Origin of the sequence: Streptomyces sp. LBL (assembly GCF_029893585.1) — a bacterium.
Lineage (GTDB): Bacteria > Actinomycetota > Actinomycetes > Streptomycetales > Streptomycetaceae > Streptomyces.
Window position 1 is genome coordinate 42741 of sequence record NZ_JARXYX010000045.1, and the last position, 17610, is coordinate 60350.

A 17610-nucleotide genomic window follows, 5' to 3' on the forward strand; every position below is an offset into this window, starting at 1 on the left:
CTATACCCAACCTCGCTCCCGTGCGAGCCGCACCGCCGCGTGCCGGTTCTCCGCCCCGAGTTTCGAGACGGCCGACGACAGATAGTTCCGCACGGTCCCCTGCGACAGCGCGGCCCGCTCGGCGATCTCCGCGACGGGCGCCCCGTCGGCGGCGAGCTCCAGCACCTCCGCCTCCCGCCCGGTCAGCGGGGAGTCCCCGGCGGAGATCGCGTCGGCGGCCAACTCGGGGTCGACATACCGGTTTCCCGCGTGGACCGTGCGGATGATCTCCGCGAGTCGCTGGGCGCTGACCGTCTTGGACACGAATCCCCGCACCCCCGCCTCCAGGGCCCGCTTCAGATGCCCCGGTCGCCCGTGACTGGTCACGATCAGAACCCGGCAGTCGGGCAGCTCGGTCCGCAGTGATGTGGCGACCCTCACACCGTCCGCGCCGGGCATCTGCAGATCGAGTACGGCGACGTCGACCTGGTGCGCGAGCGCCATCGCCAGGGCTTCCGGCCCGGTGGCCGCCTCGGCCACGATCAGCAGATCCTCCTCCAGGGACAGCAGCGCCGTGAGCGCACCCCGGATCAGATGTTCGTCGTCGGCGAGCAGCAGCCGTACCGGAGTCGTCACGACACGACCTCCGCGTCGACCCCGGCGTCGACCTCGACCGTGCTCAACGGCACCTCCGCGACCACCCGGAACACGCCCCCGTCGACGAACCCGGCCTCCAACGTCCCGTCCACCGCCGCCAGCCGCTCCCGCAACCCCGCGAGTCCCGACCCTCCGCTCCCACCGGAGGACCGCACCCCGTCGTTCTCCACGGTCAGCACCGCCCGCGCTGCCACCGTCCCCCGTGCCATTGCCTTCCTTGCCACCGCCTGCCCTGCCACCGTCTGCCCTGTCACCGCACCCCCGTTCCCGACCTGCTCTTCGGCCGCCCGCGTTGCCACCGTCTGCCCTGTCACCGCACCCCCGTTCCCGACCTGCTCTTCGGCCGCCTGCCCTGCCACCGTCTGCCCTGTCACCGCACCCCCGTTCCCGACCTGCCCCTCGGTCACCCGCACCGCCACCGTGCACCGCTCCGCATCCCCGTGCCGCAGGACATTGGTGGTGGCCTCCCGCACCACCCACCCGAGCGCCGACTGCACCTCGGCCGGCAGCCCGGACACCGCGCCGCCGGTCACCTCGCACCGGATCCCCGCAGCCGTCAACACCCCCTTCGCGCCGGCGAGTTCGACTTCGAGGTCGGCTTCCCGATATCCCCGTACGACATCCCGCACCTCGCGCTGCGACTCCCGCGCGATGCGCTGCACCTCGATCATCTGCTCCACGGCCTCGGGCCGGCCGCGCCGCGCCAGCTGTGCGGCCAGCTCGCTCTTCAGTGCGATCACGGCCAGGTTCCGCCCCATCACGTCATGCAGATCGCGCCCGAAGCGGAGCCGTTCCTCGGCGACGGCGAGCCGGGCGCGGGTCTCGCGGGCCTCGTCGAGTTCGTAGACGGCGTCGAGGAGCCAGACGGAGAAGGCCGAGGTGATGGCGAGGAACCCGGCGCCGGCCAGCACGCTCAGCGCGATGACCAGCGTGGCGGGGCCGGGCAGGCCGATGGGGAACGCCACGAGCCCCGAGCCGGCCGCGAAGCCCGCCACGACCGCGAAGACCCGCCGCCGACGGCGGACGCCGAGGGCGATGATGCCGGCGCCGAAGACGAGCACGGTCACGAAGACCCCGGCCGCCGCGCTTTCGACGCCGTCACCCTCCGGGCCGCGCTCGGCGATCCCGATGGCCGCCACGGCGATCACCGCGGTGACGGAGCCGAGGGTCCACAGCATCCTGACCGGTTGCTCACGTCGGCCGCGCGTCCAGTCCAGCGCCGCTGACACGGTCATGGCACAGACGACGCCGTGCACGCACACCATCAGTGCCAGCCAGCCCGTCGGCCAGGTCGCCGGCCCCGCCCCCACAAGTCCGAGGACCAGCGGCCCGACGGAGACGACCTCGGTCAGCGTGAAGAAGTGGAAGCACCACCGTGTGTACGTTTCCACCTTCGCCGGAGTGCTCTTGTCCCGCCACCACCGCGCCGGCCCGCGCACCTGGTTCCCCCCGTCCATCAGCGCCGCGGCTCCCACCGGAACCACCGCCGTACAGCAAACACGCCGAAGGCGGTCCAGGCCAGCGCCGTCACCACCGGGCCCACCGCCTCGTACAGCGACAGCTCACCCGTCCAGCCACCGCGCACGAGCGTGATCACCGGTGACAGCGGCAGCAGTTCGAGCATGGGTGCCACCCGATCCGGCATCAACTCCAGCGGCACCATGACCCCGGAGCCCGCCATGGAGACCATCAGCAGCGGCATCGAGGTGACCTGGGCACTCTCCACGGTACGGGTGAAGCTCGCGGTGACGGCGGCCAGCGCCGCACACATCACCAGCCCCGACACCACCCCGATCACCGCGAGTTGGGGAGCCTTCGGCGCAGGAACGTCGAGCAGGGCCGTACAGCCCACCGCCAGGATCAGGGACTGCACCAGCCCGGTGACGACGGCCGGGAGCGCCGCCCCCGCCAAAATCTCCTGGTCCCGTGGCTCGCCCGTACGCAGCCGCTTGAGGACGAGTTCCTCGCGCCGCCCGACGAAGACGCCCACGAGCGCCGTGTACACGGCGAACAGCAGCGAGAACCCAATGGCCCCGGGCAGTAGCACTTGGCCGAGGCTCAGCCCCGAGCCCTTGAAGTCCATGCCGTCGAGCACCGAGCGGGCGGTGAGCGGCATTACCAGCGGCACGAACACCGCCGTGACGATCATGCCCTTGCTCCGTCCGAACAGCGTCAGCTCGGCCCGCGCGAGCGCCGCGACGCGCCCCGCCGGGGTGGTGACCGCCTCGCTCATGCCGCGTACTCCTCGTCCTTTGTGTCTTCTGCGTCCTTTGTGTCTTCTGCGAACTTCTCAGCCGTCTCCGAAGAGGCCTCGTGGGCGATCCTCAGGAACGCCTCCTCCAGCGAGGCCGACCGCACATCCAGCCGCCGCAGCTCGACCCCGGCCCGCTCGGCCCACCCCAACACCCCGGTGGCCGCCCGTTGGAGCTCCCGCGTCCGCAGCCGTACGACGTTCCCCTCGACCTCGTGTCCGACCACCCCCAGCTCACCGAGCGGCGGCAGGTCGCCCACGAAGTAGCCGGCGGGCAGTTCGAAGGAGATCCGGGAGGGCTGCGCGGCGGTCACCTCGGCCGGTGTCCCGGCGGCCGCGATCCGCCCCTCGTGCAGGATGGCCAGCCGGTCGGCGAGGCCCTCGGCCTCCTCCAGGTAGTGCGTGGTCAGCAGCACCGTCGTACCACCGTCGCGCAGCGCCCGTACCAACTCCCAGGTCTCCCGGCGCCCTTCGGCGTCCAGTCCGGTCGTCGGCTCGTCCAGGAACAGCACCTCGGGCCGGCCGAGCAGCGCGAGTGCCAGATCCAGGCGCCGCCGCTCACCCCCGGACAACTGCTTGACGCGTACGTCGACCCGCCGCTCCAGACCGACCAGCGCCAGCGCCTCCCGCGGCGGACGTGCCCCGCTCACACAGCCCGCCCACATGCGCGTGGTCTCCGCGACGGTCAGCTCGGACGGAAAGCCACCCTCCTGCAACATCACCCCGGTCCGCGGGCGTACGACGTCCCGTTCGGCGTGGGGATCCTGCCCGAGGATCCGCACCCGGCCCCCGGCCGGCCGGGCAAGCCCCTCCAGCAGTTCGACGGTGGACGTCTTTCCGGCGCCGTTGGTGCCGAGCAGCGCGAATACCTCGCCGCTGCGAACGGAGAAGGTGATGCCGCGCACCGCCTCGAACCCGCCCCTGTACACACGCCGGAGGTCAGTGACCTCAATCACGTGTTCGTGTTCGTTGGTTTCCATGCCTTCAGCGTCCCGGCACCACGGGTCCGGCATCAGTGCGCGATGTCATCAGTCGGCATGACAAATGTCAGACGGAGGAACGGGGGCGCGGACATGCAGGAAGCGGACGCGCGGGCATGCAGTCCCGTACGTCGTGGCTACGTCGTGGCTACGACGTAGCCAGGTGGGCATGGAAAAACCCCGGTCCAGTGGACCGGGGTCTCATTCCCGAGCGGACGACCAGGTTCGAACTGGCGACCTCAACCTTGGCAAGGTTGCGCTCTACCAACTGAGCTACGTCCGCATTGCCTCCGATCGGCTCTCACCGACCGGCGCGAACACCAGCCTACCTGATCCACAACTGTGGCTGGGTCGGCGGTGTAGAGCGGGTGACAGGAATTGCACACTGCGCCTTCCCCCTGGAAGGGGGATGTTCTACTACTGAACTACACCCGCATGTACTCCGTTGGGCTGGGCTTTTTCGGCCTCGCCCCTCGGCGTGCTCCAGACTCTAGCTGACCAGGTGGGGTGCAACGCAAGTCGGTTGTCCCGAGGGGCGGGTGACCGGTCGTCGGCCCCTGGCTCACTGGGCGGCGGTGAACGCCTCGTACACCTTCTTCGGGATGCGTCCGCGGGCCGGGACGTCCATCTTGTTGGCCTGGGCCCAGGCCCTGACGGCCGCCGGGTCGGGTGCGACCTCCGTCTGCCGGTACGTCTTGCCCGACCTCGACCGCTTGCGGCCGGCGTCCACGTACGGCTCGAGCGCCTTACGCAGTTTCTTGGCATTGACCTGGTTCAGGTCGATCTCGTACGACTTGCCGTCGAGTCCGAAGGCGATCGTTTCCGCCGCTTCCGAGCCGTCGATGTCGTCAAAGAGAGTGACCACGACCTTCTGCGCCACGAATATCGGTCCCTTCGTGCGACACCTCTGCGATGACGTGCCAAGACGTCTGGGAGATGCCGACTGTTCGCTTGTTAATGGGCAAAGTATCGGCTATTGCTAATTCATTTGTACAGTGCCCGGCATTGCAATGTGAAGCCCGACTAAATCTGCCCGCGTGTCTCCGGCGCAATACCTGTCGTGCATCGATCCTGGATCTTTCCCTGAACTTTTCGTGAAGGCACCCCTCCGGCCCCTGATCGTGATGGCCGTCACGTAGATTCCTACAACTCTACCCGCGTAGAAATTTTGTCCGGGTAGTCTGAAGACACCTGCAGGAACCTGCTCAGCACCACAACACCGGGAGTGCCAGTGGCACGCGTCGTAGTCGACGTCATGCTCAAGCCGGAGATCCTCGACCCCCAGGGCCAGGCGGTGCAGCGCGCACTGCCGCGGCTGGGTTTCGAAGGGATCTCCGACGTACGTCAGGGAAAGCGATTCGAACTGGAAGTTGACGGCCCGGTCGACGAGGCCGCGCTCGCCCGCATCCACGATCTCGCGGAATCCTTCCTCGCCAACACCGTGATCGAGGACTTCACCGTCAAGGTGGAGGAAGTCGCGGAGGCCGCGAAGTGACCGCTCGTATTGGCGTCGTCACTTTCCCGGGCAGCCTCGACGACCGGGACACGCAGCGCGCGATCCGCCTCGCGGGCGCCGAACCGGTCGCCCTGTGGCACAAGGACAAGGACCTCCATCAGGTCGACGCCGTGGTGCTGTGCGGCGGTTTCTCGTATGGCGACTATCTGCGGGCCGGGGCCATCGCGCGCTTCTCGCCGGTGATGGAGCCCCTGATCGAGCAGGCGAAGGCCGGCCTCCCGGTCCTCGGCATCTGCAACGGCTTCCAGATCCTCACCGAGGCCCACCTCCTCCCGGGCGCAATGCTCGGCAACGACCACCTCCACTTCATCTGCCGCGACCAGAAGCTGCGGGTGGAGAACGCGGACACCGCCTGGACGACCGACTACTCGGCCGGCCAGGAGATCAACATTCCGCTGAAGAACATGGACGGCCGGTACGTCGCCGACGAGTACACCCTGGACAAGCTGGAGGCCGAGGGTCGGGTCGCGTTCCGGTACCTGGTCCGCGGCGAAGCCGCTGACGGATCCGCCGATGGATCCGCCGATGGATCCGCCGATGGATCCGCTGACCGATCCGCTGACGGATACGGCAACCCCAACGGCTCGCTCCGGGACATCGCCGGCATCACCAACGAGGCCGGCAACGTGGTGGGCCTGATGCCGCACCCGGAGCACGCCGTGGAGCCGCTCATCGGCACCGGCCGCACCGACGGCCTCCCCTTCTTCACCTCGATCCTCAAGAAGCTGGTCAACGTATGAGCCGGACGCCTCTGGACACGGTCGAGCACGCGGCCGCGACCCCCGACGTCGAGCTGCCCTGGGCCGAACTCGGCCTGAAGAAGGACGAGTACGAGCGGGTCGTGGAGATCCTCGGCCGCCGCCCGACCGGCGCCGAGCTCGCCATGTACTCGGTCATGTGGTCCGAGCACTGCAGCTACAAGTCCTCCAAGGTCCACCTCCGCCAGTTCGGCGAGAAGGCCCCCCAGAGCGACGCGCTGCTCGTCGGCATCGGCGAGAACGCGGGCGTGGTGGACGTCGGCCAGGGTTACGCGGTCACCTTCAAGGTCGAGTCGCACAACCACCCCTCCTACGTCGAGCCGTACCAGGGCGCGGCCACGGGCGTCGGCGGCATCGTGCGCGACATCATCGCGATGGGCGCGCGGCCGGTGGCCGTCGTGGACCCCCTCCGTTTCGGTGCGGCGGACCACCCCGACACCAAGCGCGTCCTCCCCGGTGTCGTCGCCGGCATCGGCGGCTACGGCAACTGCCTCGGCCTGCCCAACATCGGCGGTGAGGTCGTCTTCGACGCCTGCTACCAGGGCAACCCGCTGGTCAACGCCGGTGCCATCGGTGTCATGCGGCACGAGGACATCCACCTCGCGAAGGCCTCCGGCGCGGGCAACAAGGTCATCCTCTACGGCGCCCGCACGGGCGGCGACGGCATCGGCGGCGCGTCGATCCTGGCGAGCGAGACCTTCGACGACGCCAAGCCGTCGAAGCGCCCCGCCGTCCAGGTGGGCGACCCCTTCCAGGAGAAGCTCCTCATCGAGTGCACCCTGGAGGCCTTCGCCGAGAAGCTGGTAGTCGGCATCCAGGACCTGGGCGCGGCCGGACTCTCCTGCGCCACAAGCGAGTTGGCGTCGAACGGCTCCGGCGGCATGACGGTCACCCTGGACGACGTCCCCCTCCGCGACTCGACCCTCTCTCCCGAGGAAATCCTCATGAGCGAGTCGCAGGAGCGGATGTGCGCGGTCGTGGAGCCGTCGAAGGTCGACCGCTTCCTGGAGATCTGCGAGAAGTGGGACGTCATCGCCACGGTCATCGGTGAGGTGACGGACGGCGACCGCCTGGAGATCTTCTGGCACGGCGGCAAGATCGTGGACGTGGACCCGCGGACCGTGGCCCACGACGGCCCGGTCTACGAGCGCCCGTACGCCCGCCCGTCCTGGCAGGACGCACTCCAGGCGGACGACGCCAACAAGCTTGCCCGGCCCGGGACTTCGGAGGAACTCAAGTCCCAGGTGCTGGCGCTGGTGTCGTCCCCGAACCAGGCCTCCAAGAAGTGGATCACCTCGCAGTACGACCACTTCGTGCAGGGCAACACGGTGCTGGCGCAGCCCGAGGACTCGGGCATGATCCGCATCGACGAGGAGACCGGCCTCGGGGTCGCCATCGCGACGGACGGCAACGGCCGGTACGCGAAGCTGGACCCGTACCACGGCGCCCAGTTGGCGCTCGCCGAGGCCTACCGCAACGTCGCCACGACCGGCGCCACGCCGCTGGCCGTCTCCGACTGCCTGAACTTCGGCTCGCCCGAGGACCCGGCGGTGATGTGGCAGTTCGCGGAGGCCATCCGCGGTCTCGCGGACGCCTGCCAGCAGCTCGGCACCCCGGTGACCGGCGGCAACGTCTCCCTCTACAACCAGACGGGCGACGCGGCCATCCACCCGACCCCGGTCGTCGCGGTCCTCGGCGTCATCGACGACGTGGCCCGGCGCACGCCCGTCGCCTTCCAGGAGGAGGGCCAGCTGCTCTACCTCCTCGGCGACACCCGTGAGGAGTTCGGCGGCTCGGCCTGGTCCCAGGTGATCCACGACCACCTCGGCGGCCTGCCCCCGAAGGTGGACCTGGAACGCGAGCGCCTGCTCGCCGAGATCCTGATCTCCGCCTCCCGCGACGGCATGATCGACTCCGCGCACGACCTGTCCGACGGCGGTCTGATCCAGGCGGTCGTCGAGTCGGCGCTGCTCGGCGGCAAGGGCGCGCGTCTGATCGTCCCGGACGGCCTGGACGCGTTCACCTTCCTCTTCTCGGAGTCGGCGGGCCGCGCGGTCGTCGCCGTCCCGCGCTCGGAGGAGCTCCGCTTCAACGACATGTGCGGCGCCCGGGGCCTCCCCGTCACCCGCATCGGTGTCGTCGACGGCGACACGGTCGAGCTCCAGGGCGAGTTCGAGCTGTCCCTGGAGGAGCTGCGCAAGGCCCACGAGGAGACGATCCCGGCGCTGCTCGCGTAAGCAGTCGTAGTCGTAGTCGTAGTCGTAGTCCGAAGCTGTAGTCGTAGTCGTCGTACGACGGTGAAGCCCCGCCCGGAGAGGTTCCGGTGCGGGGCTTCACGGGTCCGGGCGTCCACGCGGGCCGGCGGCTCGCCGGCTGCGGGAACTCCGGCAACTCCACGGAACCGCACCCGCACTTCCCGCTGATGGAGGGCCCCGACCCGGACACCGCCTGCGGCCTCCCCTTCCGTCGGCACGGCCTCGGCGTCCCGCGGAACCGCGAGATCTTCGACGCCCCCGCGACCTCGCCCAGTCGGCCTAGGCTGCTCTCCATGCCCCCGGCCAAGAAGCGCGCGCGCACCTACGACCCCGGCAGGATCCGCACCGCGATCCTCACCCAGCTCGGGCACGTGAGGGAGGCGGTCCGCACTCTCACCCCCGAGCAGTTCGCGCTCCCCACCCGGCTCCCGGGCTGGACCGTGCGGGACCTGGCCGCGCACGTGGCCATGGGCGTGGAGACGGTCAGCCGCACCATCGACCGCGACGAGCCCCCGCGCCCGGAGCTCACACTCCTGGACTGGCCGTTCGCCACCGCGGTCCGTGCCGACGACATCGCCGACGGCACCCGGCAGCTCGCCGCGGCCCATCCCGACCTGGACGCGCTGTTCGCCGGTACCGCCGCGCGTCTCACCGAGAGCCTCGCCACCGCCCCCGGCGCCCGACTCCTCGCCGCCCGCACCGGGGCCATGACCCTCGACGACTACCTGGTCACCCGGACCGTCGAACTCGTCGTCCACACCGACGACCTGAACGCCGCCGTCCCCGGCCTCGACGTCCCGTACGACCGTCAGGCCCTCGCCGCGGCCACCCGCCTCCTCGCCGACGCCCTCGCCGCGAAGGCGCCCGGCGGTTCCACCGAGGTGCGGATCCCGCCGTACGCCGTGGTGCAGTGCGTCGAAGGGCCCCGGCACACCCGTGGCACCCCGCCCAACGTCGTCGAGACCGACCCGCTGACCTGGATCCGGCTCGCGAGCGGGCGGGTGAGCTGGAAGGACGCGGTCGAGGAGGCGAACGTCAGAGCGAGCGGGGAGCGCGCCGACCTCGGCGGGTTGCTGCCGTTGCTGCGCTGAACCGCACCCGAGTGGAACCGATCACCCCGTACGTCCCGTCGAACCGACATGTACCGGCAGAAGCAGCGCACGAACCGGCAGAGGCAGCGCACGTACCCGCAGATGCAGCGCACGTACCCGCAGATGCAGCGCACGTACCGGCAGAAGCAGCGACTGATCACGCCCCTGGTCACGACGGCCGTCGTGGCCCTCCTCCCGCTCGCGGCGGCCTGCGGAAACGAGAAGGCGGGCGGCGGCGAACAGGCCGGCAGCGGCTCGGTCGGCACCGAGCGGCCCGTCACCGGCGTCCGCTGGAACGTCGACAGCGTCACCGTGGACGGCAGGACCCACCGCGCCCACGGGGACACCCACCTCACCTTCGACAAGAAGACCGGCAAGGCCGGCGGCAGGCTCGGCTGCAACCACGTCAACGCCAAGGCCACCGTCGACCCCGAGGCCACCGTCGACCCCCAGGCCACCGTCGATCCCAAGGCGACCGTCCGCGACGGGCATATCACTCTGGGCGCCCCGTCCACCACCCGAATGATGTGCGACGCCTCACTCATGGACACCGAAAAGACCCTGCTGAGCCTCTTCAACAGCACGCTCAGCTATCGAGTGGACGCCGACACCCTCACCCTGACCAGCGAAAACGGGAACACCCTGCGGGCCGTCGCCGAAAAGTGATCCATGAGCGCCGGCGAATCCCCAATTCGGACCAGTGCACGATCTCGCCTACACTCGGTTGCGTGCCACGTGGTGACGGTCGACTCAGTCATGATCTGCTCCCCGGTGAGAAAGGCCCCCAGGACGCATGCGGCGTCTTCGGTGTCTGGGCTCCGGGCGAAGAGGTCGCCAAGCTCAGTTACTTCGGGCTCTACGCCCTCCAGCATCGAGGCCAGGAATCCGCGGGAATCGCGGTCAGCAACGGCTCCCAGATCCTCGTCTTCAAGGACATGGGGCTCGTTTCCCAGGTCTTCGACGAGACCTCGCTCGGTTCGCTCACGGGTCATATCGCGGTCGGACACGCCCGCTACTCGACCACCGGTGCCTCCGTGTGGGAGAACGCCCAGCCGACGTTCCGTGCCACCGCGCACGGCTCCATCGCGCTCGGCCACAACGGCAACCTCGTCAACACGGCGCAGCTCGCCGAGATGGTCGCCGACCTTCCGAAGGACACCAACGGCCGCTCGACCCGCGTCGCGGCCACCAACGACACCGACCTGCTCACCGCGCTCCTCGCGGCCCAGGTCGACGAGGACGGCAAGCCGCTGACCGTGGAAGAGGCTGCCCCCGTGGTCCTCTCCCAGGTCAAGGGCGCCTTCTCGCTCGTCTTCATGGACGAGCACACCCTCTACGCCGCCCGTGACCCGCAGGGCATCCGCCCGCTGGTCCTCGGCCGCCTGGAGCGCGGCTGGGTCGTCGCCTCCGAGTCCGCCGCCCTCGACATCTGCGGCGCGGCCTACGTGCGCGAGATCGAGCCGGGCGAGTTCGTCGCCATCGACGAGAACGGCCTGCGCACCTCCCGATTCGCGGAAGCGAAGCCCAAGGGCTGCATCTTCGAGTACGTCTACCTCGCCCGCCCGGACACCGACATCGCCGGTCGGAACGTGTACCTCTCCCGCGTGGAGATGGGCCGCAAGCTCGCCAAGGAAGCCCCGGCCGAGGCCGACCTGGTCATAGCCACCCCGGAGTCCGGCACCCCGGCCGCCATCGGCTACGCGGAGGCCTCCGGCATCCCCTTCGGCGCGGGCCTGGTGAAGAACGCCTACGTCGGGCGTACGTTCATCCAGCCCTCCCAGACGATCCGTCAGCTCGGCATCCGGCTGAAGCTGAACCCGCTGAAGGAAGTCATCAAGGGCAAGCGGCTGGTCGTCGTCGACGACTCGATCGTGCGCGGCAACACGCAGCGGGCCCTGGTGCGGATGCTCCGCGAGGCGGGTGCCGCCGAGGTCCACATCCGGATCTCGTCGCCGCCCGTGAAGTGGCCCTGCTTCTTCGGCATAGATTTCGCCACCCGCGCCGAGCTCATCGCCAACGGCATGAGCATCGACGAGATCGGCACCTCGCTGGGCGCCGACTCCCTGTCGTACATCTCCATCGACGGCATGATCGAGGCGACCACCATCGCCAAGCCGAACCTCTGCCGCGCCTGCTTCGACGGCGAGTACCCCATGGATCTCCCGGACCCCGAGCTGCTCGGCAAGCAGCTCCTGGAGACCGAGCTGGCCGCCGGCCCGGCCGCGACGGCCGCCGCCGACGCGATCCGCCGTCCGTAGCCGGTCCGGTCCGCCCCACCTGCCGTACGACACGAAGGTTCTCCTGGCCATGTCTGAGACAACTGGTGCCGGCTACGCAGCGGCGTCCTACAAAACAGCGGGTGTCGACATCGAAGCGGGCGACCGCGCCGTCGAGCTCATGAAGGAGTGGGTGAAGAAGACGCAGCGCCCCGAGGTCCTCGGCGGCCTCGGCGGTTTCGCCGGCCTCTTCGACGCCTCCGCCCTCAAGAACTACGAGCGTCCCCTGCTCGCCTCCGCCACGGACGGCGTCGGCACCAAGGTCGACATCGCCCGCCAGCTCGGCGTCTACGACACGATCGGCCACGACCTGGTCGCGATGGTCATGGACGACATCGTGGTGTGCGGCGCCGAGCCGCTGTTCATGACCGACTACATCTGCGTCGGCAAGGTCCACCCCGAGCGGGTCGCCGCCATCGTCAAGGGCATCGCCGAGGGCTGTGTCCTGGCCGGCTGCGCCCTGATCGGCGGCGAGACGGCCGAACACCCCGGCCTGCTGGGCCCGGACGACTTCGACGTGGCCGGCGCCGGTACGGGCGTGGTGGAGGCCGACCGGCTGCTCGGCCCGGATCGCATCCGTACGGGTGACGCGGTGATCGCCATGGCGGCCTCCGGTCTTCACTCGAACGGGTACTCGCTCGTCCGCCACGTCCTGCTGAACCAGGCAGGTCTGTCCCTGGACGCGCGGATCGAGGAGTTCGGCCGCACGCTGGGCGAGGAACTCCTCGAGCCCACCAAGATCTACTCGCTGGACTGCCTGGCCCTGACCCGGACCACCGACGTACACGCCTTCAGTCACATCACGGGTGGCGGGCTCGCCGCCAACCTGGCCCGTGTGATCCCCGACACGCTGCACGCGATCGTCGACCGCTCCACCTGGACCCCGGCCCCGGTCTTCGACCTCGTCGGCAGGACGGGCCAGGTCGAACGCCTGGAGCTGGAGAAGACCCTGAACATGGGCGTGGGCATGATCGCGATCGTCCCGGAGGAGTCGACGGACGTGGCCCTGGCCACCCTGGCGGACCGCGGGGTCGAAGCCTGGGTCGCCGGCGAGATCACGGACCGCGGCGACCGCGAGACGGGCGCGGAACTGGTCGGGGACTACGCGGCCTGAACCGGCTGCTGGTACCCGGCGTGCACCGGCCGGTGCCACTCCGGGTGAACCGGCCACTCGCGGCGACCCATGTGAACGGCCGCAGTGCTGTCCGCGCGGAACCGGCCGGTCCCTACGCGCCGTCCGGTCCCGACGAGGTGACGCCGCGAACGACGTGACGAGGGCAGCGCAAAACCCGGTCCGGGAGGTGTGAACCGCCCGGACCGGGTCGAGCGCGGCTGGATCGTCAAGCCCCGCGGCGTTGCGATGTGGGACCGGACCCGTCGTCCTCGTCCTCATCGTCGTCGTTGTACAGATCCGCGTACTGGGAGTACGGGTCGTCGTCGTCTTCGTCCTCTTCGAACGGCTCGCCATTCGGCGGCTGACTCGAAGTCGAAGCGCCCAGCTCATTGGCCAGACGCGAGAGGTCAGTCCCGCCGCTGCTGTACTTCAGCTGGCGGGCGACCTTCGTCTGCTTGGCCTTTGCCCGGCCGCGCCCCATGGCTCGACCCCCTCGGATACGGGGCTCGGTGGCCCCAGAGTCTTGACACGCGTTCATGATCTGGAACGGGCTCTCCGTGGAGAGACCGGTCCGTAGGGCTTCCACGGTACCTGAGCCCACGCCCATACGGTACGTCGCCCGCAGGACATGCCCGCACCCAGGACCCTCGGGGTGTCCTGTCCCTGCTGGTCAACCGCGATTTTAACCACTTCTTGGCAGGCGACCCGCCGACGGACGTGAGAGTTCTCTCCAACTGTGCGCCGACGGGTACCGGTAGAACCCCGGGACCGCCTCTCAGTGCGCCCCGAGCCCGCGTCCCTCCGCCATCCGCTGCTCGGCGATCCGGTCGGCCGCCGCGGCCGGCGGAATCCCGTCCATCTTCGCACGTGCGAAGATGGCGAGCGCGGTGTCGTAGATCTTCGCCGCCTTCGCCCGGCACCGTTCGAAGGCGAACCCGTGCAGTTCGTCGGCGACCTGGATGACCCCGCCGGCGTTCACCACGTAGTCCGGCGCGTAGAGGATCCCCCGGTCGGCGAGGTCCTTCTCGACGCCCGGGTGGGCCAACTGGTTGTTGGCGGCGCCACAGACGATCCGCGCGGTCAGCACCGGCACGGTGGCGTCGTTCAGGGCCCCGCCCAGCGCACAGGGGGCGTAGACCGCGAGGCCGTCCACGCGGATCAGCTCGTCGGTGTCCGCGACCGCCAGCACGTTCCGGTGCCGCTCGGTGATCCGCCGGACGACGTCCTCGCGCACGTCCGTGACGAAGACTTCGGCGCCCTCCGCCACCAGGTGCTCCACCAGGTGGTGCCCGACCTTGCCGACGCCGGCGATACCGATCCGCTTCGCCCGCAACGACGGATCGCCCCACAGGTGCTCTGCGGAGGCCCGCATGCCCTGGTAGACGCCGAACGCGGTCAGGACGGACGAGTCGCCCGCGCCGCCGTTCTCCGGCGACCGGCCCGTCGTCCAGCGGCACTCACGGGCCACGACGTCCATGTCGGCGACGTACGTACCGACGTCGCACGCGGTGACGTACCGACCGCCGAGGGAGGCCACGCACCGGCCGTAGGCCAGCAGCAGCTCCTCGGTCTTGTCCCGCTCCGGGTCCCCGATGATCACGGCCTTGCCGCCGCCGTGGTCCAGGCCGGCCATGGCGTTCTTGTACGACATCCCGCGCGCGAGGTTCAGCGCGTCGGCGACGGCCTCCGCCTCACTGGCGTACGGGTAGAAACGCGTACCGCCGAGGGCGGGGCCCAGGGCGGTGCTGTGGAGGGCGATGACGGCCTTGAGACCGCTGGCCCGGTCCTGGCAGAGCACGACTTGCTCATGACCCCCCTGGTCCGAGTGGAACAGGGTGTGCAGTACATCAGCAGACGCGCCGGTTACGTCGGTCACGGTGGTGACTCCTGAGTAAGTAGCGGCGGGTGGAGGCCGGCTCCCGTGAGGATGGCGGGGGCTGTGAGCACGAGATTAGAGCCTGGGAGCCCTGCCCTCCGCTCAGTGCACAGGATCACCTGCTTCCGGAGTACGCACGTGCGACGATTTGCATAGTTTTCCCGCTCGTTTGTGTGCGGGTTCCGCAGGTTTTCCTGGCAGACGGCGGGGGAGGGAGCAGGCGTGCCCAAGGTGTCCTCCGTGATCGTCCCGTACGCGACCTATCTGCGCGTGTACGAACCGCTGGCCGCCTTCCCCGAGCCGGAGCGCAGCCACTGGGCGCGCTACGCCCGCCGCCCGGACCGGCCCTCGTACCAGGACGAACTGCGCGGGTCCCTGGCCGACTTGCTGCCCACCCCGCCGATCCCCGTGCCGGTGCGCGAGAGCGGCGACGCGTTCGTGCTCGACGCGGACGGGGTGGTGTGCGTCTGCCCGTGGCGCACCCGGCTGCGCGGCTGGCAGGCCCTGGACGAGCTCCCGGGGGAGCTCCCGCCGTCCGTCCTGGACACGGTGCTGCCCCCGGTCGTACGGCGTCAGGCGGCCCAGGACTACGAGCGCTGGCTGGCCCGCAACCCGGACGCGCGGCCCTGGATCCGCACGGCGACCTGGCAGGTGCCGATCAACTGGTTCGTGCTGGTGTCCGACGAGGAGCGGCGGTTCGACAAGGGCTCCGGCGCGATCCCGCCGATGCTGCGCTACCGCACCCCGATGGTGCAGGCCCGGCGGCGCGTGGCGCGCGGCCTGAGGGCGCTCAAGGACGCCATCGACGAGGGGCCGCTGATCGACGGACTGATCGACGTGGGGCGCTGGCTGGAGGAGTTCCACCCGCGCTCACTGGTGGAGCTGGACTACGGCGGCCTGGTGCACGTGCTGCCGGCCGGTGAGCTGGAGGACGACCACTCGGCGGCCGACGTGGCCGACGGGATCGAGGCCCTGCGGACCGGTGACGGGGTCGCCGCGGGCGAGGCGTACGCGCGGCTCGTGGCGCGGTGGCGGTCGGTGCGGGACCGGCGCTCGGCGAACTGAAAGTGCCTGGGGATCGCCTCAGGTCGCGAACGTACGTTTGACCTGACGCCCGTTTTGGGGTTTCGTCCTCGCACCGGCGTGTGTCCTGAGGTTTCGTCAACAAGGCACGTAGGTCCTGATCCGGGCGTTCGCACCAAGTGTGCGAAGTGTGGCAAGCGTGACAGAACGCACTTACGCGACTCTTGCGCCCCTTGCCCCTCCTCATGTCAAAATAGGACAAGGAGTCCGGGGAGACTCCTTCCGTCCTGTTGCGTGGCGATGTGGGCGGAATCTCTGCATTGCACGCTTTGGGGGGTCTGACGACTCCTGATCGTCCTGTGACTGATCGTCACAGTGTCGTGACTGTCCGCTATGGCATGGTCCATCGGCTTCCGTCGGTGATGAACACCTGGAGGGGCAATTCCATCGGTTTGGCCGACGTGGCTGGACGGATGGTGTAGTTGTAGTGCCGAGGACAAGCCGTTCGTCCTATAACCGACTCGACTCGTGTCCGCCATTTCGGGCAACGCGGGTCAAGGTGCAGAATTTAGAGGAAAGAACCGAGATGGTTCGGTTCTCCCGAGGAGGCCGCTCATGACCGCTCGCACCCCTGATGCCGAGCCGCTGCTGACCCCGGCTGAGGTCGCCACGATGTTCCGCGTCGACCCGAAGACGGTCACGCGGTGGGCGAAGGCCGGCAAGCTCACGTCCATCCGTACGCTCGGCGGGCACCGCCGTTACCGCGAGGCTGAGGTCCGCGCGCTGCTCGCGGGCATCCCGCAGCAGCGCAGCGAGGCCTGAACAACTCAATAACCGGGCATAACCGGCAGGTCCCCACTTGTCGCAACGCTCGGAACCACAGCTCCAAGCGACGCGGGTCCTGCCCCAACAGGCCCCACGCCCAAGCCCCTCCGGGCTTTCCGAGTACAACACAGGGTGCGTCGTCGATCGCGCTGGACTCCGCCGAGTCCAGCGCGATCTTTTTTGTGCGCGGAACGTGCCCGATGAGGGGGGTCTGTGAGCGGGCTTGTCGGAGTCTGGGGAGGGGTGTCGGATCTGCTGTGGGCATCCTCGGCGACCTGGTGCAATTGCACATATAAAATTGACCAGTTGTAGATGAGCCGTAAATACCGCAGTTTCAAAAACTCATGCAGTGACACCCGTCACACGCCAACGTCCTTGTTGCCTCCGGCTCATGTGCGCTAGCGGAGGCACGCGTTGGCGGGCCGGAACTCGCCGACGGTCACGCGGGGGCCGGACTTTCGTCCTCGATGCTCGCGTCCCGCTCGGGCGGCGCCTGGGCGGCCTGTGGGGCCCCGTCCAGCGCCAGCCGCAGCAGGCGGTGGCAGATCGGGCAGTGGCGCGTCAGATGGCCGTACGAGGAGGCGGCCGCCAGGTGCGCACGGAGTAGCGCCCGCGTCTCGTGCCTGACCGATCCCGATCCCGCCATACGACACCTCCAGAGGCCCCACGGAAGGCGATCCCTGACTTCTGGGTACCGGGGGAAGAGGACGCCGTCAAGACGGCGTGCGGTCCCACAGACGCCTCGGAGCGGGCGTCACGCACAGGAGAGTGTCCGGCCCCGAGGACCCGGCCCGTGGTCCCGGCCCTTTGCCGGGATACGTGGAGAGGCCCGCGTCCCTTGCGGGGCGCGGGCCTCTCCACGTACTGCGTGTGTACTGCTACTGCGGTCCTGACGGGATTTGAACCCGCGGCCTCCACCTTGACAGGGTGGCGAGCACTCCAAGCTGCTCCACAGGACCAGGTTTTGCGGCGCCATTCGTGCGTTGCGCTGCGAGAACAGACTGTACAG

The 17610-nt window shown here is 69.4% G+C and carries 17 protein-coding genes and 3 tRNA genes; 9 read left to right on the forward strand and 11 right to left on the reverse strand.

The annotated features are described in order from the left end of the window. The 7 genes from M2271_RS37975 to M2271_RS38005 form a co-directional block, all read right to left on the reverse strand. Complete coding sequence (locus tag M2271_RS37975) at window positions 1–615, reverse strand: response regulator transcription factor (RefSeq protein WP_280892020.1); 615 nt, start codon at window positions 613–615, stop codon at window positions 1–3. Next, window positions 612–2093, reverse strand: a complete 1482-nt coding sequence (locus M2271_RS37980) for a histidine kinase (RefSeq protein WP_280892021.1) — start codon at window positions 2091–2093, stop codon at window positions 612–614. The genes M2271_RS37975 and M2271_RS37980 overlap by 4 nt, the downstream gene beginning before the upstream one ends. Beyond that, window positions 2093–2869, reverse strand: coding sequence for an ABC transporter permease (locus tag M2271_RS37985; RefSeq protein ID WP_280892022.1), 777 nt, complete (start codon window positions 2867–2869; stop codon window positions 2093–2095). Before M2271_RS37985 ends, M2271_RS37980 begins: the two co-directional genes overlap by 1 nt. Next, entirely contained in the window at window positions 2866–3867 is a 1002-nt protein-coding gene (locus M2271_RS37990; protein ID WP_280892023.1) for an ABC transporter ATP-binding protein, read from the reverse strand. The genes M2271_RS37985 and M2271_RS37990 overlap by 4 nt, the downstream gene beginning before the upstream one ends. 210 nt (window positions 3868–4077) lie before the next feature. Next, window positions 4078–4150 (reverse strand) — tRNA-Gly (locus M2271_RS37995). 80 nt (window positions 4151–4230) lie between these two features. Next, window positions 4231–4302, reverse strand: a tRNA-Gly gene (locus M2271_RS38000). 127 nt (window positions 4303–4429) lie between these two features. Next, the gene (locus M2271_RS38005) at window positions 4430–4747 is read right to left on the reverse strand and encodes an Lsr2 family protein (RefSeq protein ID WP_280892024.1); all 318 of its coding nucleotides are present in this window, start codon (window positions 4745–4747) and stop codon (window positions 4430–4432) included. Between the two features lie 351 nt (window positions 4748–5098). Here M2271_RS38005 and purS point away from each other — a divergent pair, with 351 nt between their 5' ends. The 7 genes from purS (at window position 5099) to purM (ending at window position 12877) form a co-directional block, all read left to right on the forward strand. Beyond that, window positions 5099–5362 carry a phosphoribosylformylglycinamidine synthase subunit PurS gene (gene purS, locus M2271_RS38010; protein ID WP_015659417.1) on the forward strand — a complete coding sequence of 88 codons (264 nt, stop codon included), beginning with the start codon at window positions 5099–5101 and terminating at the stop codon, window positions 5360–5362. Beyond that, window positions 5359–6123, forward strand: a complete 765-nt coding sequence (gene purQ / locus M2271_RS38015) for a phosphoribosylformylglycinamidine synthase subunit PurQ (RefSeq protein ID WP_280892025.1) — start codon at window positions 5359–5361, stop codon at window positions 6121–6123. Before purS ends, purQ begins: the two co-directional genes overlap by 4 nt. Further along, window positions 6120–8378 (forward strand): phosphoribosylformylglycinamidine synthase subunit PurL, encoded by a 2259-nt coding sequence (gene purL, locus M2271_RS38020; protein ID WP_280892026.1) that lies wholly within the window; start codon window positions 6120–6122, stop codon window positions 8376–8378. Before purQ ends, purL begins: the two co-directional genes overlap by 4 nt. Before the next feature lie 311 nt (window positions 8379–8689). Further along, window positions 8690–9487, forward strand: coding sequence for a maleylpyruvate isomerase family mycothiol-dependent enzyme (locus tag M2271_RS38025; protein ID WP_280892041.1), 798 nt, complete (start codon window positions 8690–8692; stop codon window positions 9485–9487). Between the two features lie 123 nt (window positions 9488–9610). Next, window positions 9611–10153, forward strand: a complete 543-nt coding sequence (locus M2271_RS38030; protein WP_280892042.1) for an META domain-containing protein — start codon at window positions 9611–9613, stop codon at window positions 10151–10153. Between the two features lie 62 nt (window positions 10154–10215). After that, window positions 10216–11745, forward strand: a complete 1530-nt coding sequence (gene purF / locus M2271_RS38035) for an amidophosphoribosyltransferase (RefSeq protein ID WP_280892027.1) — start codon at window positions 10216–10218, stop codon at window positions 11743–11745. Window positions 11746–11794: 49 nt separating this feature from the next. After that, window positions 11795–12877, forward strand: coding sequence for a phosphoribosylformylglycinamidine cyclo-ligase (gene purM / locus M2271_RS38040; protein ID WP_280892028.1), 1083 nt, complete (start codon window positions 11795–11797; stop codon window positions 12875–12877). Window positions 12878–13103: 226 nt separating this feature from the next. On the opposite strand, the gene M2271_RS38045 is transcribed toward purM, so the two are convergent. After that, the gene (locus M2271_RS38045) at window positions 13104–13358 is read right to left on the reverse strand and encodes a DUF3073 domain-containing protein (protein WP_348539226.1); all 255 of its coding nucleotides are present in this window, start codon (window positions 13356–13358) and stop codon (window positions 13104–13106) included. Between the two features lie 294 nt (window positions 13359–13652). Then, on the reverse strand, window positions 13653–14753 hold the full coding sequence (locus M2271_RS38050) for a Glu/Leu/Phe/Val dehydrogenase dimerization domain-containing protein (RefSeq protein WP_280892030.1): 1101 nt from the start codon (window positions 14751–14753) through the stop codon (window positions 13653–13655). 222 nt (window positions 14754–14975) lie between these two features. Here M2271_RS38050 and M2271_RS38055 point away from each other — a divergent pair, with 222 nt between their 5' ends. Together M2271_RS38055 and bldC are read left to right on the forward strand one after the other, a co-directional pair. Next, window positions 14976–15818, forward strand: a complete 843-nt coding sequence (locus M2271_RS38055) for a hypothetical protein (protein WP_280892031.1) — start codon at window positions 14976–14978, stop codon at window positions 15816–15818. A gap of 573 nt (window positions 15819–16391) precedes the next feature. Beyond that, window positions 16392–16598: a developmental transcriptional regulator BldC gene (gene bldC / locus M2271_RS38060; RefSeq protein ID WP_003949541.1), complete on the forward strand. Its 207-nt coding sequence runs from the start codon at window positions 16392–16394 to the stop codon at window positions 16596–16598. A 442-nt stretch (window positions 16599–17040) separates the two neighbouring features. On the opposite strand, the gene M2271_RS38065 is transcribed toward bldC, so the two are convergent. Beyond that, window positions 17041–17247 carry a DUF6274 family protein gene (locus M2271_RS38065; protein ID WP_280892032.1) on the reverse strand — a complete coding sequence of 69 codons (207 nt, stop codon included), beginning with the start codon at window positions 17245–17247 and terminating at the stop codon, window positions 17041–17043. 238 nt (window positions 17248–17485) lie between these two features. After that, window positions 17486–17560: transfer RNA gene (locus tag M2271_RS38070), tRNA-Asp, on the reverse strand. Between the last annotated feature and the right edge of the window lie 50 nt (window positions 17561–17610).

Excerpts from the sequence above, each read along its gene's own strand:
- M2271_RS37985 (WP_280892022.1), bottom strand. The coding sequence starts at position 2,869 with ATGAGCGAGGCGGTCACCACCCCGGCGGGGCGCGTCGCGGCGCTCGCG.
- M2271_RS37990 (WP_280892023.1), bottom strand. The coding sequence starts at position 3,867 with ATGGAAACCAACGAACACGAACACGTGATTGAGGTCACTGACCTCCGG.
- M2271_RS38045 (WP_348539226.1), bottom strand. The coding sequence starts at position 13,358 with ATGGGGCGCGGCCGGGCAAAGGCCAAGCAGACGAAGGTCGCCCGCCAG.
- M2271_RS37980 (WP_280892021.1), bottom strand. The coding sequence starts at position 2,093 with ATGGACGGGGGGAACCAGGTGCGCGGGCCGGCGCGGTGGTGGCGGGAC.
- purM (WP_280892028.1), top strand. The coding sequence starts at position 11,795 with ATGTCTGAGACAACTGGTGCCGGCTACGCAGCGGCGTCCTACAAAACA.
- M2271_RS38030 (WP_280892042.1), top strand. The coding sequence starts at position 9,611 with ATGCAGCGCACGTACCGGCAGAAGCAGCGACTGATCACGCCCCTGGTC.
- bldC (WP_003949541.1), top strand. The coding sequence starts at position 16,392 with ATGACCGCTCGCACCCCTGATGCCGAGCCGCTGCTGACCCCGGCTGAG.
- M2271_RS38065 (WP_280892032.1), bottom strand. The coding sequence starts at position 17,247 with ATGGCGGGATCGGGATCGGTCAGGCACGAGACGCGGGCGCTACTCCGT.
- M2271_RS38025 (WP_280892041.1), top strand. The coding sequence starts at position 8,690 with ATGCCCCCGGCCAAGAAGCGCGCGCGCACCTACGACCCCGGCAGGATC.
- purL (WP_280892026.1), top strand. The coding sequence starts at position 6,120 with ATGAGCCGGACGCCTCTGGACACGGTCGAGCACGCGGCCGCGACCCCC.